Source organism: Ruegeria sp. P10, from assembly GCF_056534925.1.
Window position 1 is genome coordinate 330,478 of record NZ_JBQERJ010000005.1, and the last position, 14,170, is coordinate 344,647.

General features: G+C 57.4%; 14 protein-coding genes. 4 read left to right on the top strand and 10 right to left on the bottom strand.

From position 1 onward, the window contains the following. Position 1: 1 nt before the first annotated feature. Positions 2-514, bottom strand: a complete 513-nt coding sequence (gene msrA, locus ACR0FB_RS11240; protein WP_480620665.1) for a peptide-methionine (S)-S-oxide reductase MsrA — start codon at positions 512-514, stop codon at positions 2-4. Beyond that, on the bottom strand, positions 514-960 hold the full coding sequence (msrB, locus tag ACR0FB_RS11245) for a peptide-methionine (R)-S-oxide reductase MsrB (protein ID WP_170345953.1): 447 nt from the start codon (positions 958-960) through the stop codon (positions 514-516). Before msrB ends, msrA begins: the two co-directional genes overlap by 1 nt. Before the next feature lie 145 nt (positions 961-1,105). Here msrB and ACR0FB_RS11250 point away from each other — a divergent pair, with 145 nt between their 5' ends. Beyond that, positions 1,106-1,627: a glutathione peroxidase gene (locus ACR0FB_RS11250; RefSeq protein ID WP_171635255.1), complete on the top strand. Its 522-nt coding sequence runs from the start codon at positions 1,106-1,108 to the stop codon at positions 1,625-1,627. On the opposite strand, the gene ACR0FB_RS11255 is transcribed toward ACR0FB_RS11250, so the two are convergent. Then, positions 1,603-2,490, bottom strand: a complete 888-nt coding sequence (locus ACR0FB_RS11255; protein WP_171635254.1) for a DMT family transporter — start codon at positions 2,488-2,490, stop codon at positions 1,603-1,605. The genes ACR0FB_RS11250 and ACR0FB_RS11255 overlap by 25 nt on opposite strands. Positions 2,491-2,672: 182 nt before the next feature. On the opposite strand from ACR0FB_RS11255, the gene ACR0FB_RS11260 reads away from it, so the two are divergent. Continuing rightward, positions 2,673-3,869, top strand: a complete 1,197-nt coding sequence (locus ACR0FB_RS11260) for a BCCT family transporter (protein WP_171635777.1) — start codon at positions 2,673-2,675, stop codon at positions 3,867-3,869. Between the two features lie 201 nt (positions 3,870-4,070). Here ACR0FB_RS11260 and ACR0FB_RS11265 read toward each other — a convergent pair whose 3' ends face one another. From ACR0FB_RS11265 to ACR0FB_RS11285, 5 genes are all read right to left on the bottom strand, one after another. Continuing rightward, positions 4,071-4,430 carry a CHAP domain-containing protein gene (locus ACR0FB_RS11265; protein ID WP_348539561.1) on the bottom strand — a complete coding sequence of 120 codons (360 nt, stop codon included), beginning with the start codon at positions 4,428-4,430 and terminating at the stop codon, positions 4,071-4,073. 479 nt (positions 4,431-4,909) lie between these two features. Next, entirely contained in the window at positions 4,910-5,197 is a 288-nt protein-coding gene (locus ACR0FB_RS11270) for an HU family DNA-binding protein (protein ID WP_117871130.1), read from the bottom strand. A gap of 130 nt (positions 5,198-5,327) precedes the next feature. Then, positions 5,328-6,791, bottom strand: a complete 1,464-nt coding sequence (locus tag ACR0FB_RS11275) for an AMP nucleosidase (RefSeq protein ID WP_171635253.1) — start codon at positions 6,789-6,791, stop codon at positions 5,328-5,330. Further along, the gene (gene ade / locus ACR0FB_RS11280; protein WP_480620667.1) at positions 6,788-8,590 is read right to left on the bottom strand and encodes an adenine deaminase; all 1,803 of its coding nucleotides are present in this window, start codon (positions 8,588-8,590) and stop codon (positions 6,788-6,790) included. Before ade ends, ACR0FB_RS11275 begins: the two co-directional genes overlap by 4 nt. Positions 8,591-8,698: 108 nt before the next feature. Continuing rightward, the gene (locus ACR0FB_RS11285; RefSeq protein ID WP_480620668.1) at positions 8,699-9,568 is read right to left on the bottom strand and encodes a LysR substrate-binding domain-containing protein; all 870 of its coding nucleotides are present in this window, start codon (positions 9,566-9,568) and stop codon (positions 8,699-8,701) included. A 112-nt stretch (positions 9,569-9,680) separates the two neighbouring features. On the opposite strand from ACR0FB_RS11285, the gene ACR0FB_RS11290 reads away from it, so the two are divergent. Beyond that, positions 9,681-10,436 (top strand): class II aldolase and adducin N-terminal domain-containing protein, encoded by a 756-nt coding sequence (locus ACR0FB_RS11290; RefSeq protein WP_480620669.1) that lies wholly within the window; start codon positions 9,681-9,683, stop codon positions 10,434-10,436. A 57-nt stretch (positions 10,437-10,493) separates the two neighbouring features. Here ACR0FB_RS11290 and ACR0FB_RS11295 read toward each other — a convergent pair whose 3' ends face one another. After that, on the bottom strand, positions 10,494-11,126 hold the full coding sequence (locus ACR0FB_RS11295; protein WP_480620683.1) for a class I SAM-dependent DNA methyltransferase: 633 nt from the start codon (positions 11,124-11,126) through the stop codon (positions 10,494-10,496). Positions 11,127-11,214: 88 nt separating this feature from the next. On the opposite strand from ACR0FB_RS11295, the gene ACR0FB_RS11300 reads away from it, so the two are divergent. Beyond that, on the top strand, positions 11,215-12,060 hold the full coding sequence (locus tag ACR0FB_RS11300; RefSeq protein WP_171635245.1) for an SDR family oxidoreductase: 846 nt from the start codon (positions 11,215-11,217) through the stop codon (positions 12,058-12,060). Between the two features lie 5 nt (positions 12,061-12,065). Here the strand turns inward: ACR0FB_RS11300 and ACR0FB_RS11305 are convergent, their stop codons facing one another. Next, the gene (locus tag ACR0FB_RS11305) at positions 12,066-13,685 is read right to left on the bottom strand and encodes a GMC family oxidoreductase (RefSeq protein ID WP_480620671.1); all 1,620 of its coding nucleotides are present in this window, start codon (positions 13,683-13,685) and stop codon (positions 12,066-12,068) included. Positions 13,686-14,170 lie beyond the last annotated feature (485 nt).

The window sequence follows — 14,170 nt, forward strand, 5'->3', positions numbered from 1 at the left end:
TTTATTCTGCTGCGCTTGAGCGTTTGGGCAGGACCCAATCCTGACGCGGGAAGTGGCAGGTATAGCCGTTCGGGATCCGCTCCAGGTAATCCTGATGCTCTGGCTCGGCTTCCCAGAAGTCTCCGACAGGTTCGACTTCGGTCACGACTTTTCCGGGCCACAAGCCGCTGGCATTCACGTCGGCGATGGTGTCCAGGGCCACCTGTTTCTGCGTGTCATCCACGTAGTAGATCGCAGATCGATAGCTCATGCCGAGATCGTTGCCCTGACGGTTGACCGTGGTCGGGTCATGGATCTGAAAGAAGAATTCCAGCAGGTCGCGATAGCTGATCCGGGACGGGTCGAACCAGATCTCGATGCCTTCGGCGTGAGTGCCGTGGTTGCGATAGGTCGCGTTGGGTACGTCGCCGCCGGTATAGCCGACACGCGTACGCGACACGCCCGGCAGTTTGCGGATCAGGTCCTGCATCCCCCAGAAGCAGCCCCCGGCCAGTACAGCGCGTTGCTCGGTCATCAGATATCCTCCACATGAATCAGGTATTCGCCATAACCTTCGGCTTCCATCTCATCCCGATGAATGAACCGAAGCGAGGCAGAGTTGATGCAGTACCGCAAACCGCCATGTTCACGCGGACCGTCCGGGAAGACATGCCCCAGATGGCTGTCGCCGTGTTTCGAACGAACCTCGGTCCGGATCATGCCATGCGTGGTATCGCGGAACTCTTCGACATGTTCGTGCACGATCGGCTTGGTGAAACTGGGCCAGCCACATCCGGATTCGTATTTGTGGGTCGAGGCAAACAGCGGTTCACCCGATACGATATCCACATAAATGCCGGGTTCCTTGTTGTTCAGGTATTTCCCGGTGCCCGGACGTTCCGTACCACTGCGCTGGGTGACGTGAAACTCTTCGGGCGAAAGCGCAGCAATGGCCGTGGGGTCTTTGGTATAGCGAGTCATGGATCCTCCGGCTGAAATAGTGTTTGCGCCATTATCTGGGGGCTGCGGGGTGGAAAGCAAAGCGATATTTCAAACCGCTCTCGCAGTCGTGCAAGTGATCTGAACAACAAAGTCACGCGTATCTGAATAAAAGGGAGGACAAGACATGATGAGATTGCTGCTTTTGACTGCCCTGATCTTGCTGGGCCGCGCCGTTCAGGCGGCGCCGCTGACCGGTGAGTTCGACTCGATCGACGGAGGCACATTGGCCATCGAAGAGTGGCGCGGCCAACCTATCCTGGTGGTCAACACCGCGTCCCAGTGTGGGTTTACCGGGCAATACAAGGCTCTGCAAAGGGTGCATGAGGACTATTCCGGCAAAGGGCTGGTCGTTCTTGCGGTTCCGTCGGATTCGTTCAATCAGGAACTTGGGTCCGCGGAAGAGGTGAAACAGTTCTGCGAGATGAACTATGGGCTGACCCTGCCGATGACGGATATCACTCCGGTCAAAGGGGCTGACGCTCACCCGTTCTACAAGGCCGTTGCCGCGCAGACCGGGTTCACGCCCAAGTGGAACTTCAACAAGATCCTGATCAATTCTGAGGGTGAGGTCGCAGCGACCTTCGGGTCAAATGTCAAACCCGATTCCCGCAAACTGCTGTCTCAGGTCGAGGCTTTGCTGCCTTGAACGGGTTGGCGTGAAAGCTGAACCGCAAGAATGCCAAGGGTTGTAACGGTGACGCCAACCGCATCCATGGCGCCGAGTTTCTCACCCAGCAGGATCGCCGCGATGGTGACCCCGAACACGGGGTTCAAAAAGTGGAAGGTGGCGGCTCGTACGGCTCCGATCCGGTCCAACAGCAGGAACCAGATCAATGTCGCCAGCAAACCGGGGAAAAGGGTTGTGTAGGTAAAGGCCAGCGCCAGTGGCAACGTCGGGTGGATGTAAATGGTTTCAAAGACCGGAGCAGCCGCAAACAGCGCGGCTGAACCAACCAGCATCTGCAGGCCGACGACCATCATGAAATTCCCGCCGGATGTTGCACCGCGAACGGCCAACGTTGCGAAGGTCAAGGCAAGAGCACCCACACCGCAAAGCGCGACGCCGAACATATCAACGCCCGCGCTGATCCGGCTGCTCATGATAAGGGCGACTCCGGCGAAACCGGCGAACAGACCCAAAACACCCAGTGGCCGCAGCTTTTCGCCGAAAATCAACCACCCCGCCAGCGCCACCAACAAGGGCATGGTGGATGCGATTATGGCCGCGACCGATGCCTCGACCGTTTGCATCGCATAAAAATTTAGACCCAAATACAGGGCATTTTGGCAGATCCCGAACAATATCGTTGCGCGCCACTGGTTTCGGGTCAGGTGCCAGCTTTGCCCCATCGCGCGGGCAATCATGACCCCCAGAACACCAGAGATCAGAAACCTCAAGGCCAGCGAAAACAGAGGGGACGCATCCGCCACGATAATACGCGCCGAGGTAAAGGCAGATGACCAGATCAGGGCAAATGTCAGCCCCATGGTTATGGCGCGCAGATCCATGGAGACCCCCTGTCACTTTGCGCGGACTGTTTCTGATTTTGGGATCGGTCGCAAGCGGTGCGCGTCAAAAAAGACACATGCGTGATGCAAGAAAAGTCTTGCGCATGTTTATATTGATTGACCAGCCAATTAAAGATATCGGCGGCAGGACCTGACATATCAAGGGAGGTTTGTCGGTGCTTCTGGAGTACATTCTATCGTTCGGCGTCCTGCTGGCATTGGGGCTGGTCGCTTTCTTCGTCGTGAAATGGTGGAACCTGCGCTGTGTCGGCGTGACACCGGTTCATCTGTTCACGTTCATCGCGATTCTGTTCACATCCGGCCTGGATGTCGGCCTGATCATGTTTCCACTGACCGAATTCGGAGGATACGCCGATGACCCGGCCTATGCCTTTGCCAACCCGCTGGCGATCGAGTTCGGATTCTGGGGTTTTCTGATCTGGGCCTTCTATTTCCTGACGGCCTTCTACTTCTGCGTGATCGAACCCCGCGTGAAGTTCTTTGAGATCCCGCTGGTCAAGCTGATCAACAACGTGGTGATCATTGGCACCTGTGCCTTCACCGCCAGCCTGTTCCTGATCTACCTGCCCGGCTATCTGCCCGAGGTCGGCGATGGTGAATCCGTCGTTACCACCTTCTACATCATCGTGTTTGTCGTCATTCTGGCGGCGGCCTATTCCTCGACCGATCTGAAATACGTTCGCATCCTGTCCGTAGGTTCGACCTTTTTGTTCCTTGCCCTGATTCTGGGCATGTGGGCAGCCGCAGGTATGGGCGTGACCGGGTTTGTGGAAACCGGCAGAAATATCGGCGCCTATTTCGCCAACCTGCACAAGTTCGTCCTGCCATTGACCGACTATCACGCGTTCTACCTGTTCTGGTGGTTTGCATGGTCGATCATGATCGGACAGTTTACGTCGCGCTTTGTGGGTGGCCTGACCACGTGGCAGTTGCTGGCGGCGCTGTTGATCTTCCCGTCGATCCCGCTGGGGATCTGGTTCACCGTTCTTTACTATTACCACCTGAACGACATCAGTACCGCTGGCATCACCAACATTGCGATGGTGATCGTGGGTGTGACGTTCGTGATCAACTCATTGGACTCGCTGATCCGTCTGTACACAGACAACCTGAACCTGACCGTCGAGCGGTTCGGAAAGGCGATCTACGTGGCGGGCAACGTCGCACTGCTGTTTGTCCTGACCCTGTTGTTCCAAAGCCAATGGCTGCAAATCCAGTGGATTGGAGCAGTCGTGGTTGGACTGTATCTGGCTTGCGTCGTCTATATCCTGATCACCAAACGCCAAGAGGTATTGAGCATCGACTCGATGCCAGAAGATCGTGATCTGGACTTCCACAAGGTTGAAACGGTCCACTGACCGGACCAGAGACACGGAACAGAAACGGGCACCTCTGGTGCCCGTTTCTATTTTTACCGACAATATCGCGGCTTTGGACAATCTGCGGGCTTTTCAACCGCGCGACATCCCAACCCGGGCGGCGGCTGCCTTTACGGTACGATCAAAAGGAATGTTGCCCGCGCTGCGATCAACTCGCCCGTGAAATGAAGTTGGGCAAGGCTATTCGTCAACCGCCGGATAGATGAACCCGTTTACCGGGTAGGGATTGCCGTAGTGGCCCGGTTGGCTTTCAACCCGAACCAACGTCCAGTCATTGTTTTTGGAGACGTCCCTGACGCCCATCTTCAACGACACCTTGTTTCGGTGCCAGTTGGCATGATTCACGATGACTTCCCGGTCGGTGACGATATCGGATACGACAGCCACATGGCCCAGGGGCATTCCTCGGGTCGCCCGAAACGACATAACCGCACCAACAACCGGTTCCTTGCCGCGCTCAAACACTTGCTGCGCCCGTCCCCACCAGTCTTTCGCATTGCCGCGAATTTCAATACCGCTGAGGTCTCGGGCGTAGGGCACGCACCATACTCTTTGACCTCTGGCCCGCTTTTTCGAGACCTCTTGCAGCGCCATCAACTGGCGTTCAGGGTCGAGATTCGCATTGGTGGTGTTTTGCGCGCAGGCAGAGACAAGAGTGATAAGACCCACCGCAATCGCGGAACGGGCGCTGCCGGACAAGCACGGCCAAGTTGTTTTCTTTTTACAGACGCAGTTTTGCAAGATATTTCATTGCCGGTTCGAAGACTGACGAAGTTGTAAGGTGATCAGACAAGTCTTGAAAAGAGGCCCGCAAACACCATGGCAAGATTTTGCCAGTTCTCTGACCCAGGTTCAGGTCAATGGCTGCCCTTGAAGGCGCATTCTCACCTTGGTGGCGAATACCGGGCCGAAATATGTTGTGCGAAACGGGTTCAAAACCCGCAGGCACAGAATATTCAAGACGATAGAAAAAAGAGCCCCCCAAAGGCGGCCCTTTATCGTTGGCTAAAAAGTTGAAATCAGCCGTTTACGCTGTCTTTCAGTGCCTTGGCGATGGTCATTTTCACAACCTTGTCGGCTTCCTTGGTGAAGGTTTCACCAGTGGCCGGGTTGCGGACCTGACGCTCGGGCCGCTCGCGGCAGTAGATTTTGCCGACGCCGGGCAGGGTCACTGCGCCACCGGCCGAAACTTCGCGGGTAATCAGGCCGGTGATGGCCTCCAGCGCAGAGTTTGCGGATTTCTTGTCGGTTCCCATTTCCTCAGCGAGAGCAGCAACCAGCTGAGTCTTTGTCATAGGCTTTGCCATTTCTTGGTCTCCTTAACGTGCCCGATCTATAGGGCCTCACCGCGTAACTGTAACGGGATATTGTGGCCAAACACAACGAATAGTAGCGCTGAAACCCCTAAAAATATGGGGAAAACGTTGCTTTTTTGCGTCAGAGGAAGGCCGTTTCGTCGAAGGAGCGCAGTTTCCGGCTGTGCAAACGCTCCAACGGCATGCCGCGCAGATGCTCCATCGCTTTGATGCCGATGGCCAGATGTCGGCTGACCTGAGTGGTATAGAACGAAGACGCCATGCCCGGCAGCTTCAATTCTCCGTGCAGGGGTTTGTCCGACACGCACAGCAAAGTGCCATACGGAACGCGGAACCGATAGCCGTTCGCGGCAATGGTGGCACTTTCCATATCCAGCGCGATTGCCCGGGATTGGCTGAGTCGCTGGACCGGGCCGGACTGATCACGCAATTCCCAGTTTCGGTTGTCGACCGAGGCCACAGTGCCCGTCCGCATGATCCGTTTAAGCTCATACCCTTCCAGTTCCGTCACCTCGGCCACGGCGTGTTCCAGCGCCACCTGAACTTCGGCCAGAGGCGGGATCGGCACCCAGACGGGCAGATCGTCATCCAGGACCTTGTCTTCGCGCAGATAGGCGTGGGCCAGAACGAAATCGCCCAATGCCTGCGTATTGCGCAACCCGGCGCAATGGCCAACCATCAGCCACGCGTGCGGGCGCAGAACGGCGATATGGTCGGTGGCGGTTTTTGCATTGGATGGGCCAACACCGATGTTCACCAAAGTAATCCCCGAACCATCTTTGCGCTTCAGGTGATAGGTCGGCATTTGCGGCAGTTTCAACGGTTGTTCGATAGGTGCTTTGGGGTCCGTGATTTCGGCATTGCCGGTTGAAACAAAGCTGGTATAGCCGCTGGCAGGGTCCGCCAATTGTTCTCGGGCGTAGTTTTCGAATTCCGAGACATAGAACTGGTAGTTCGTAAACAACACGTGATTCTGAAAGTGACCTGCATCGGTGGCGGTGTAGTGCGCCAATCTGGCAAGCGAATAATCCACGCGCTGGGCGGTGAAAAGGGACAAGGGCCCAACAGCATCCTCATGGACATGCACGCCATTGACGATGTCATCATTGGTGGTTGTCAGGTCCGGAACATCAAACACATCGCGCAGGGTGAAGTCGGCTGCGCCCTGATGAGGCACGACCAGATCAGGATTGTTTGCCACGGCAAAATGCACCGGAATCGGTGTGTCCGACGCCGCAATTGTCACAGGCTGACCATGGTTCTTGATTAACAGGGCAATCTGTTGGGTCAGGTAGGATCTGAACAGATCCGGGCGCGTCACCGTCGTGGCATGAACACCAGGTTCAGACACATGGCCAAAGCTCAGGCGGCTGTCGACTTGGGAATAGGTCGAGGTTCTGATGCGAATTTCCGGATAATAGGCTCTGAATCGTGCGGCAGGTGCCCCATTTTCCATGGCGTCCGCAAAGCTGTCGCACAGGAAATTGGTCGCCTGCACGTACAGCTCTTCCAACCGGGCGACAGCGGCGGCGGGATCGGTAAACTGTTCTGGCGCGGGTGCTTGTGGTGTCAGGAGTGTCGTCATGCCAATGGTTCCAGAAGTTCTATTTTTTCGAATGTGCGTACGTCGACCAACCCGAGATCCGATATTCGAAGCTCGGGAATCACGACCAGCGCCAGCAATGAATGCTGCATGTACGCGTTGTTCAGATGGCAGCCGCAGTCCTGCATCGCCTGCACCATCCTGTCGGCCTTGGCCGCGACTTCGGCGGCGGGACTGTCGGACATCAGGCCTGCGATCGGCAGTTCGACCAGCGCCAGTTCCTGCCCGTCCCGGAACAAGGTGATGCCACCGCCCACTTCGGCCAGACGGTTGGCGGCCAGCGCCATCTGATCGCGGTCCGTACCGACGACGATCATGTGATGACTGTCATGCGCCACGGTCGAGGCCATGGCCATTTTTCCCTGATAGCCAAAGCCCGAAACAAAAGCGTTGGTGACGCCCCCGGTGGCCCGGTGCCGCTCGACCAGCGCGATCTGGCACACCTCGCCTTCGCCCTCGACCAGCCCGCCTATGATCGGCAATTCGGCCTTCAACGCCTTGGTCGGGGCCTGGTTTTCCACCACGCCGATGACGTTGGCCTGAACTTTGTTGGCCCCTTCCGGTGCCTTGATCTCAAAATCGGCCGACGTCAGCGCATGCCCCAGATGAACGGTATGGCGCGATTTTTCGGGCCAGTTCAGATGTGGACAATCCACTTTGATTGCACCGTTTTCCGCGACAACCTGCCCGCGGGATATCACCATCTCAACCGGCAGTTCGGCTAGATCCGAGCTGAGGATGATATCCGCCCGCCGCCCCGGAGTAACGGAACCGATCTCGCGTTCCAGCCCGAAATGCGTTGCCGTGTTGATCGTGGCCATTTGCAGCGCGACCAGGGGGTCGCATCCGCAAGCAATGGCATGGCGCACGACGCGGTTCATATGCCCGTCATTCACCAATGTGCCGGAATGACAGTCATCTGTACAAAGAATGAAGTTGCGCGGATCCAGCCCTTTTTCTGTCACGGCCGTAATCTGGCTTTCCACATCATACCAAGCCGATCCCAGACGCATCATCGAGCGCATCCCCTGCCGAACCCGTGCAATGGCGTCGGCCTCGCATGTGCCTTCGTGATCATCCGCCGGGCCACCCGCCACGTAAGCCGCAAAATCAGGCCCTAAATCAGGCGAAGCATAGTGCCCTCCGACCGTTTTCCCGGCCCGTTGAGTGGCTGCAATCTCGGCCAGCATCTTGGGATCAGCATGGATCACGCCCGGGAAATTCATCATCTCGCCCAGCCCGATGATACCCGGCCAGTTCATCGCCTCGGCCACGTCTTCGGGCGTGATCTCATAGCCCGTCGTCTCCAACCCCGGTGCGGAAGGCGCGCAGGATGGCATCTGAGTGAAAATATTGACCGGTTGCATCATGGCTTCGTCATGCATCATGCGCACGCCGTCCAGACCCAGCACATTGGCGATCTCATGCGGATCGGTGAACATGCTGGTCGTTCCATGCGGGATGACGGCACGGGCGAATTCGGCTGGGGTGAGCATCCCGGATTCGATATGCATATGCGCATCACACAAGCCGGGCAGAATGTAGCGCCCTTGTGCTTCGATGATTTCCGTATCCGGCCCCACGCAATGCGAGGCATCCGGTCCGACGAATGCTATGCGCCCGGCAACAATCGCCACAGAATGATCCGGCAGCAATTCGCGGCTGTGTACGTTCACCCAGGTTCCGCCCTGAATGACCATGTCCGCCGCCTCGCGTCCGGCTGCAACTGCGATCAATTTGGGGGCGACATCGGGCCAGCTTGGGAAAGGTGTGTATTCCATGGCTCAACTTTCACGAATGCGTCAGCGGGTGCAACCCCGGTTCTTCGATGTTGGGGATTCCTCATACATGTTGGGCACGTCTTTTGGTTCTGGCGCGCGCGTTTCCCATTACACCTCAGACCCGATCTCACGCCGCACCCAGTTGGCAAAGGCCACGGCGCCGGGTGTGTCCTCGGCCTGCGGGGACAGCAGCAGATAGTAGGACTCGGGCATTCGCGCACGGTGCTTGAACGGCGCGACCAGCTGACCGCGCTTGATCAGATGACTGGCGATCGTGTCATGTGCCAGGCAAAGGCCACCGCCAGCCATGACCGCTGACAGGCAAACCAGATAGGTCGTCGCGTAGGTTATCGTCGAATTTTCCCAATTCAGACCCTGATCTTCCGCCCAGCTTGGCCAGTTGGACAGCAAGTTGGAGCAGTCGAAAAGTGGCTGTTCCTGGAGGTTTTCCAAGCATACCGGATAGTCTGGTGCGCAGACCGGATAATAGTGTTCGGTGCGCAGAATTTCGGTTCGGACCGTGTCGGACGGACGAAGCGAGAACCGAATCTCGACCGCTGCGCCTTCGGCCATTTCGCGCGGTTCCCAAAGCTCGGTGAAGACGTTCAATTGAACATGTGGATGTTCCGCCCGAAATGCCGGCAGGCGCGGGGCCAGCCAGTTGACGGCAAAGCTGATGTTGCATTGCACTTGAACCGCGTTTGGTTGCGCACCGGTAACCGCCCGGGTTCCGCGCATCAGTGTCCGGAATGCCTCTCGCACAACTGGCAGATAGGTGATTCCGGCCTCGGTCAGTTCCAGAGCTTTGGGGCGGCGCAGAAACAGTGGCTGCCCCAGATGCCCTTCCAGAGATTTAATCTGCTGGCTGACGGCGCTTTGCGTCATGTTCAGGTCTCGTGCCGCGCCGGTAAACGAGAGATGGCGCGCGGCGGCTTCGAAAGTGCGCAACCAGCCCAGCGGAGGAAGCGAGTTCTGCATCTACATAACCTCGGCATAAGTTCAGCTAATGGGATAGTTGCGTTTTTTTCGTTGGTCAAACTGCCAGGCCCCATGCAGGTTTGGCCACGACCAGCCGCGAAAGGAGCCAAGCATGAGCCTCACCAGTCTTCGTCCCAATATCGACCATTGGTCCGAGCGCGTGGATATGGCCGCCACCTTCCGCTGGACTGCCCGGCTGAACATGCATGAGGCGGTTGCCAACCATTTCAGCCTGGCGGTCAACGATGACGGCACGCAATTTCTGATGAACCCCAATCAGGTGCACTTTGCGCGCATTCGTGCTTCGGATCTATTGTTGCTGGATGCCAATGACCCGAATGTGATGGAACAACCTGGCGCGCCGGACCCGACGGCCTGGGGGCTGCACGGTTCAATCCACCGCCAGTGCCCGCATGCGCGTTGCGTCATGCATGTGCATTCGATCTTTGCGACTGTTCTGGCCTCTTTGGCCGACAGTTCATTGCCGCCGATCGATCAGAACACGGCGACCTTTTACAACCGTTACGTGGTAGATGAAGAATTCGGAGGTCTGGCCTTTGAAAGCGAGGGTGAGCGCTGCGCCGGGATGCTGTCCGATCCCAGGAAGAAGGTCATGATCATGGGCAATCACGGTGTTCTGGTCATCGGCAGCGACCCTGCGGATGCCTTCAACAGGCTGTATTATTTCGAACGCGCGGCCGAAACCTATATTCGTGCCTTGCAGACCGGGCTGCCCCTGCGCGTCTTGTCGGATGAGATTGCCGAAAAAACAGCGCAAGAGCTGGACGACTATCCCGATCAGGCCGAAGCGCACCTGCGTGAGATCAAAGCGATCCTTGATTCTGAAAGTTCGGACTACACGGCCTGAGGCAAAGCGATGCGCATGGTCGAGGCGGGTGGCCTGATTGTATCCGAATAACCGGTTTCAAACCCGTTCAAACAAAGCGATCAAAGCGGTGTCATCCTTGTTGGGGCCAGCCGCGAGATCTCCGTATATGCGGACTTCGGGCAGGGTCAGGTTGCGAATCTGATCCTGTTCCAATTCACGGAAAGCGTCAGCAAAACCCAGTTCCTTGAAATGGCGCGCATTGATCGAAAGGGCAAACTGCGCCCCGTGCCGGGCCACGCGTAACAGCGCGGGCAACACCTCGGGGCCCAAATGACCATGTGTGAACGTGCCGGATGAAACTATGCCGGAATAGCTGTGGCGCGGAACGGGGATGCCCTGTGTCAGATCAGCCTCGATCGCGTCCCGGTAAATATCCTTGCGCATCGCCTGATCCAGCATCTCTGCGCTGATGTCGGTTGCATCAATGGGTCCGACGCCAAGCGCCGACAGCACCGCGCCGCACAGGCCGGTTCCTGCTCCGACATCCAGAACGGGCCCCTGACCGCCCGCGCCGACAAATGCCCGTGCCGTGTGGGTGTGAAGCTGATAATCTTCGCGCGCGGCGAAACCGTCATCATAATCTCCTGCCCATTCCGCATAGAGCTGTCTGTTCTCGTCCGGAGAACTCAGCGCATAGGCCGAATGCAGGTCAGGTGTTTTTTCGCTCATGGCCAACAGAAAGGCGCAATCGAAGATTCGATTCAAGTGCGTCCATGCGGCGCTTGCATCCCGGTACGACGCAGATCATCAAAGGGGCATGACCAAGACGCTCTTTTCATTCGGCCATGGCTATTCTGCCCAGGCCCTGTCCCGAAACCTTGCCCCGAAGGGCTGGAAAATTTTTGGCACGACGCGAGACCGTGAAGGGACGGATGCAATCCGGGCCTCTGGCGCCGAGTCGCTGATCTGGCCGGGTGAGGCACCGAACCTTGATGGGGTGACCCATTTGCTGATCTCGACGGCGCCAGATGAAGCGGGTGATCCAGTGTTGGCGGTGCTGGGCGATGAAATCGCCAAGCGGTCCGGTCAGTTCGATTGGGTGGGCTACTTGTCGACAACGGCCGTCTATGGCGACCATCAGGGTGGCTGGGTGGATGAGGACACGCCGCCCACACCGACCGCCAAGCGCGGAAGATGGCGTATGCTGGCCGAGGAGCAATGGTCGGCCATTCCGGGCCTGCCTGTTCACATCTTCCGTCTGGCGGGTATCTATGGGCCGGGGCGCGGTCCGTTTTCCAAGCTCAAGCGTGGTGGATTGCGGCGCATTATCAAACCGGGGCAGGTGTTTTCGCGCATTCATGTGGAAGACATCGCGCAGATCCTGGAAGCCTCGATGATGAAGCCGAATCCGGGAAGCATCTACAATGTATGTGACGATGAACCGGTCCCGCCGCAGGATGTCATAGGATACGCAGCCGAGTTGCAGGGTTTGCCCCTGCCTCCTGCGGTCCGGTTCGACGACGCCGATCTGACGCCGATGGCGCGCAGTTTCTACAACGAAAACAAGCGGGTTCGAAACGACCGGATCAAGGAAGAACTGGGTATTGATCTGATCTATCCCAATTACCGTGTCGGGCTGGAAGCCCTGATGAAAGGCAAGTAGCGTCTTTACATCGCCGCCGCTTTGATCATGTCCGCCGCTTTTTCGGCAATCATGATGGTGGGTGCGTTTGTATTGCCCGACACTAATGTCGGCATCACCGAGGCATCGACGACCCGCAGGCCTTCAAGCCCGCGGACGCGAAGCTGGGGGTCGACGACCGCCATTTCGTCCACGCCCATTTTGCAGGTGCCCACGGGGTGATAGATCGTGTCGGCGCGGGCGCGGATGTGCTCCTCCCAATCCTGATCGGTCTGGGCGGTATCAGTGCCGAACAGTTCTTTTTGCCGGTACTTTGCCAAAGCCGGCGCGTTGAGGATATCCCGCGCCATTCGCGCTCCTTTGATCATGGTTTCCAGATCGCGTTTGTCCGACAGAAACGCCGGATCGATGGCGGGCGCCGCCGTGGGGTCTGCGCTGTTCAGGCCTACGGCCCCCCGACTTTCCGGCCGCAGCTTGCAAACATGGCAACTATACCCGTACCCGTAATGCAGTTTGCGGGCATGGTCATCGACCATAGCGATGGTGAAATGCAGCTGAATGTCGGGACGCTCCAGATCGGGCGTGGTTTTCAGAAACGCTGCGCCTTCGGCAAATGGCGTAGCCGCCATCGAGACGCCCGTCTTGCTCCACCGTTGAATATGTCGCAACAACCGCGCTGCCCCTGCCGGGCCGATACCAAAATTGTCGGTGTCTGTGGTTTTGAAGATCAACGCGAAATCCAGATGATCCTGCAAGTTTCGTCCCACGCCAGGCAGCTCGTGGTGAACCGCGATTCCGTGCGGATCAAGGTCGCTTTTTGCGCCAACACCTGAAACCTGAAGCAGTTGCGGCGTTTTCAAGGCCCCTGCGCACAGCAGGACTTCGCGTTTCGCCCGAATTGTGATGTCTGCGCCTTTGCCTCTCACCCGGTATACAACGCCCGTTGCGCGCTTGCCCTCAAAGCACAGCCTTCTGGCATGTGCATGCGTGATGACCGTCAGGTTCGGTCGGTCGGAAACCGGGAAAAGATAACCAGCTGCCGCGGAACACCGTTCCCCATTCTTTGCCGGGTCGTGAAACTGGGTAACTTGATACAGACCGACGCCTTCGTTGTCGCCCCGGTTGAAGTCTTCGGTATGGCGGTGTTGCAACTGCTGTGCGGCTTGAATGAACGCATGGGTGATTGGACGAGACTCTTTTTGCCGTGAAACCTGCAACGGCCCGCTGTCACCATGCACGCTGTCGGCGCCAAGCTCATTGTTCTCGGCCCGTTTGAAGTAAGGCAATACACTGTCCCAGTCCCAGCCGTCGCAGCCCAGATCGGCCCAGCCATCATAGTCCTGCCGCTGACCTCTTACATACAACATGGCGTTGATCGCGCTCGAGCCGCCGAGTGCCTTGCCGCGCGGTTGATATCCTCTGCGCCCGTTCAGACCGGGCTGCGGGACCGTTTCAAAGGCCCAGTTGTTGATTCTGGGACGCCCCGGAAGTGCGGTAACAACAGCCGCAGGCATTCTGACGAAAAGGCTTTTCCCACCGCCACCTGCTTCAAGCAGGCAAACACTTGTGGATGGATCTTCGCTCAGGCGGTTGGCCAGAACCGATCCGGCCGAACCGCCGCCTACGATGATATAATCGAAATCCATGCTGCCTTGTGCACCTCTTGCGGCGTTTTTGTTTCTTTGACTGGTCGGGCAGGGTTACCACCTTCCTGGTGAGAGTGCGTTAATGGAGCAAAAAAACAACTGTGACCCAAAGTCAGTATTTGCGTAACCCAGCCTTTTCATGATGGTCAGATCCGGGCTGTACGCAAGGTGCAGAAAGGTTTTGCAGATCGTTTCTGTCTGCCGAACCCCTCGATTCCCCCGCAAGGGCAAGTTTTGGGGTTCCTTCCTGGGATATCCGCACGTTCCAGGCGGTCTGAAGATCTTGATTTGTTAATGTAACTTACTGTTTTAATTAACAAACACAAGAAATCGATGCGAAATGCAAAGTTTTTTGAAAATGGGGGTTGCAGGTCTCAGGCCTAATCCGTAAATACCCCTTCACCGGCGCTGCTGAGGCGCTGGGACGCGGCGGAAGCGGCGGTTACGCTCGGGAGAGACCGGGGGCATCTGAGGTTAGGATTTAG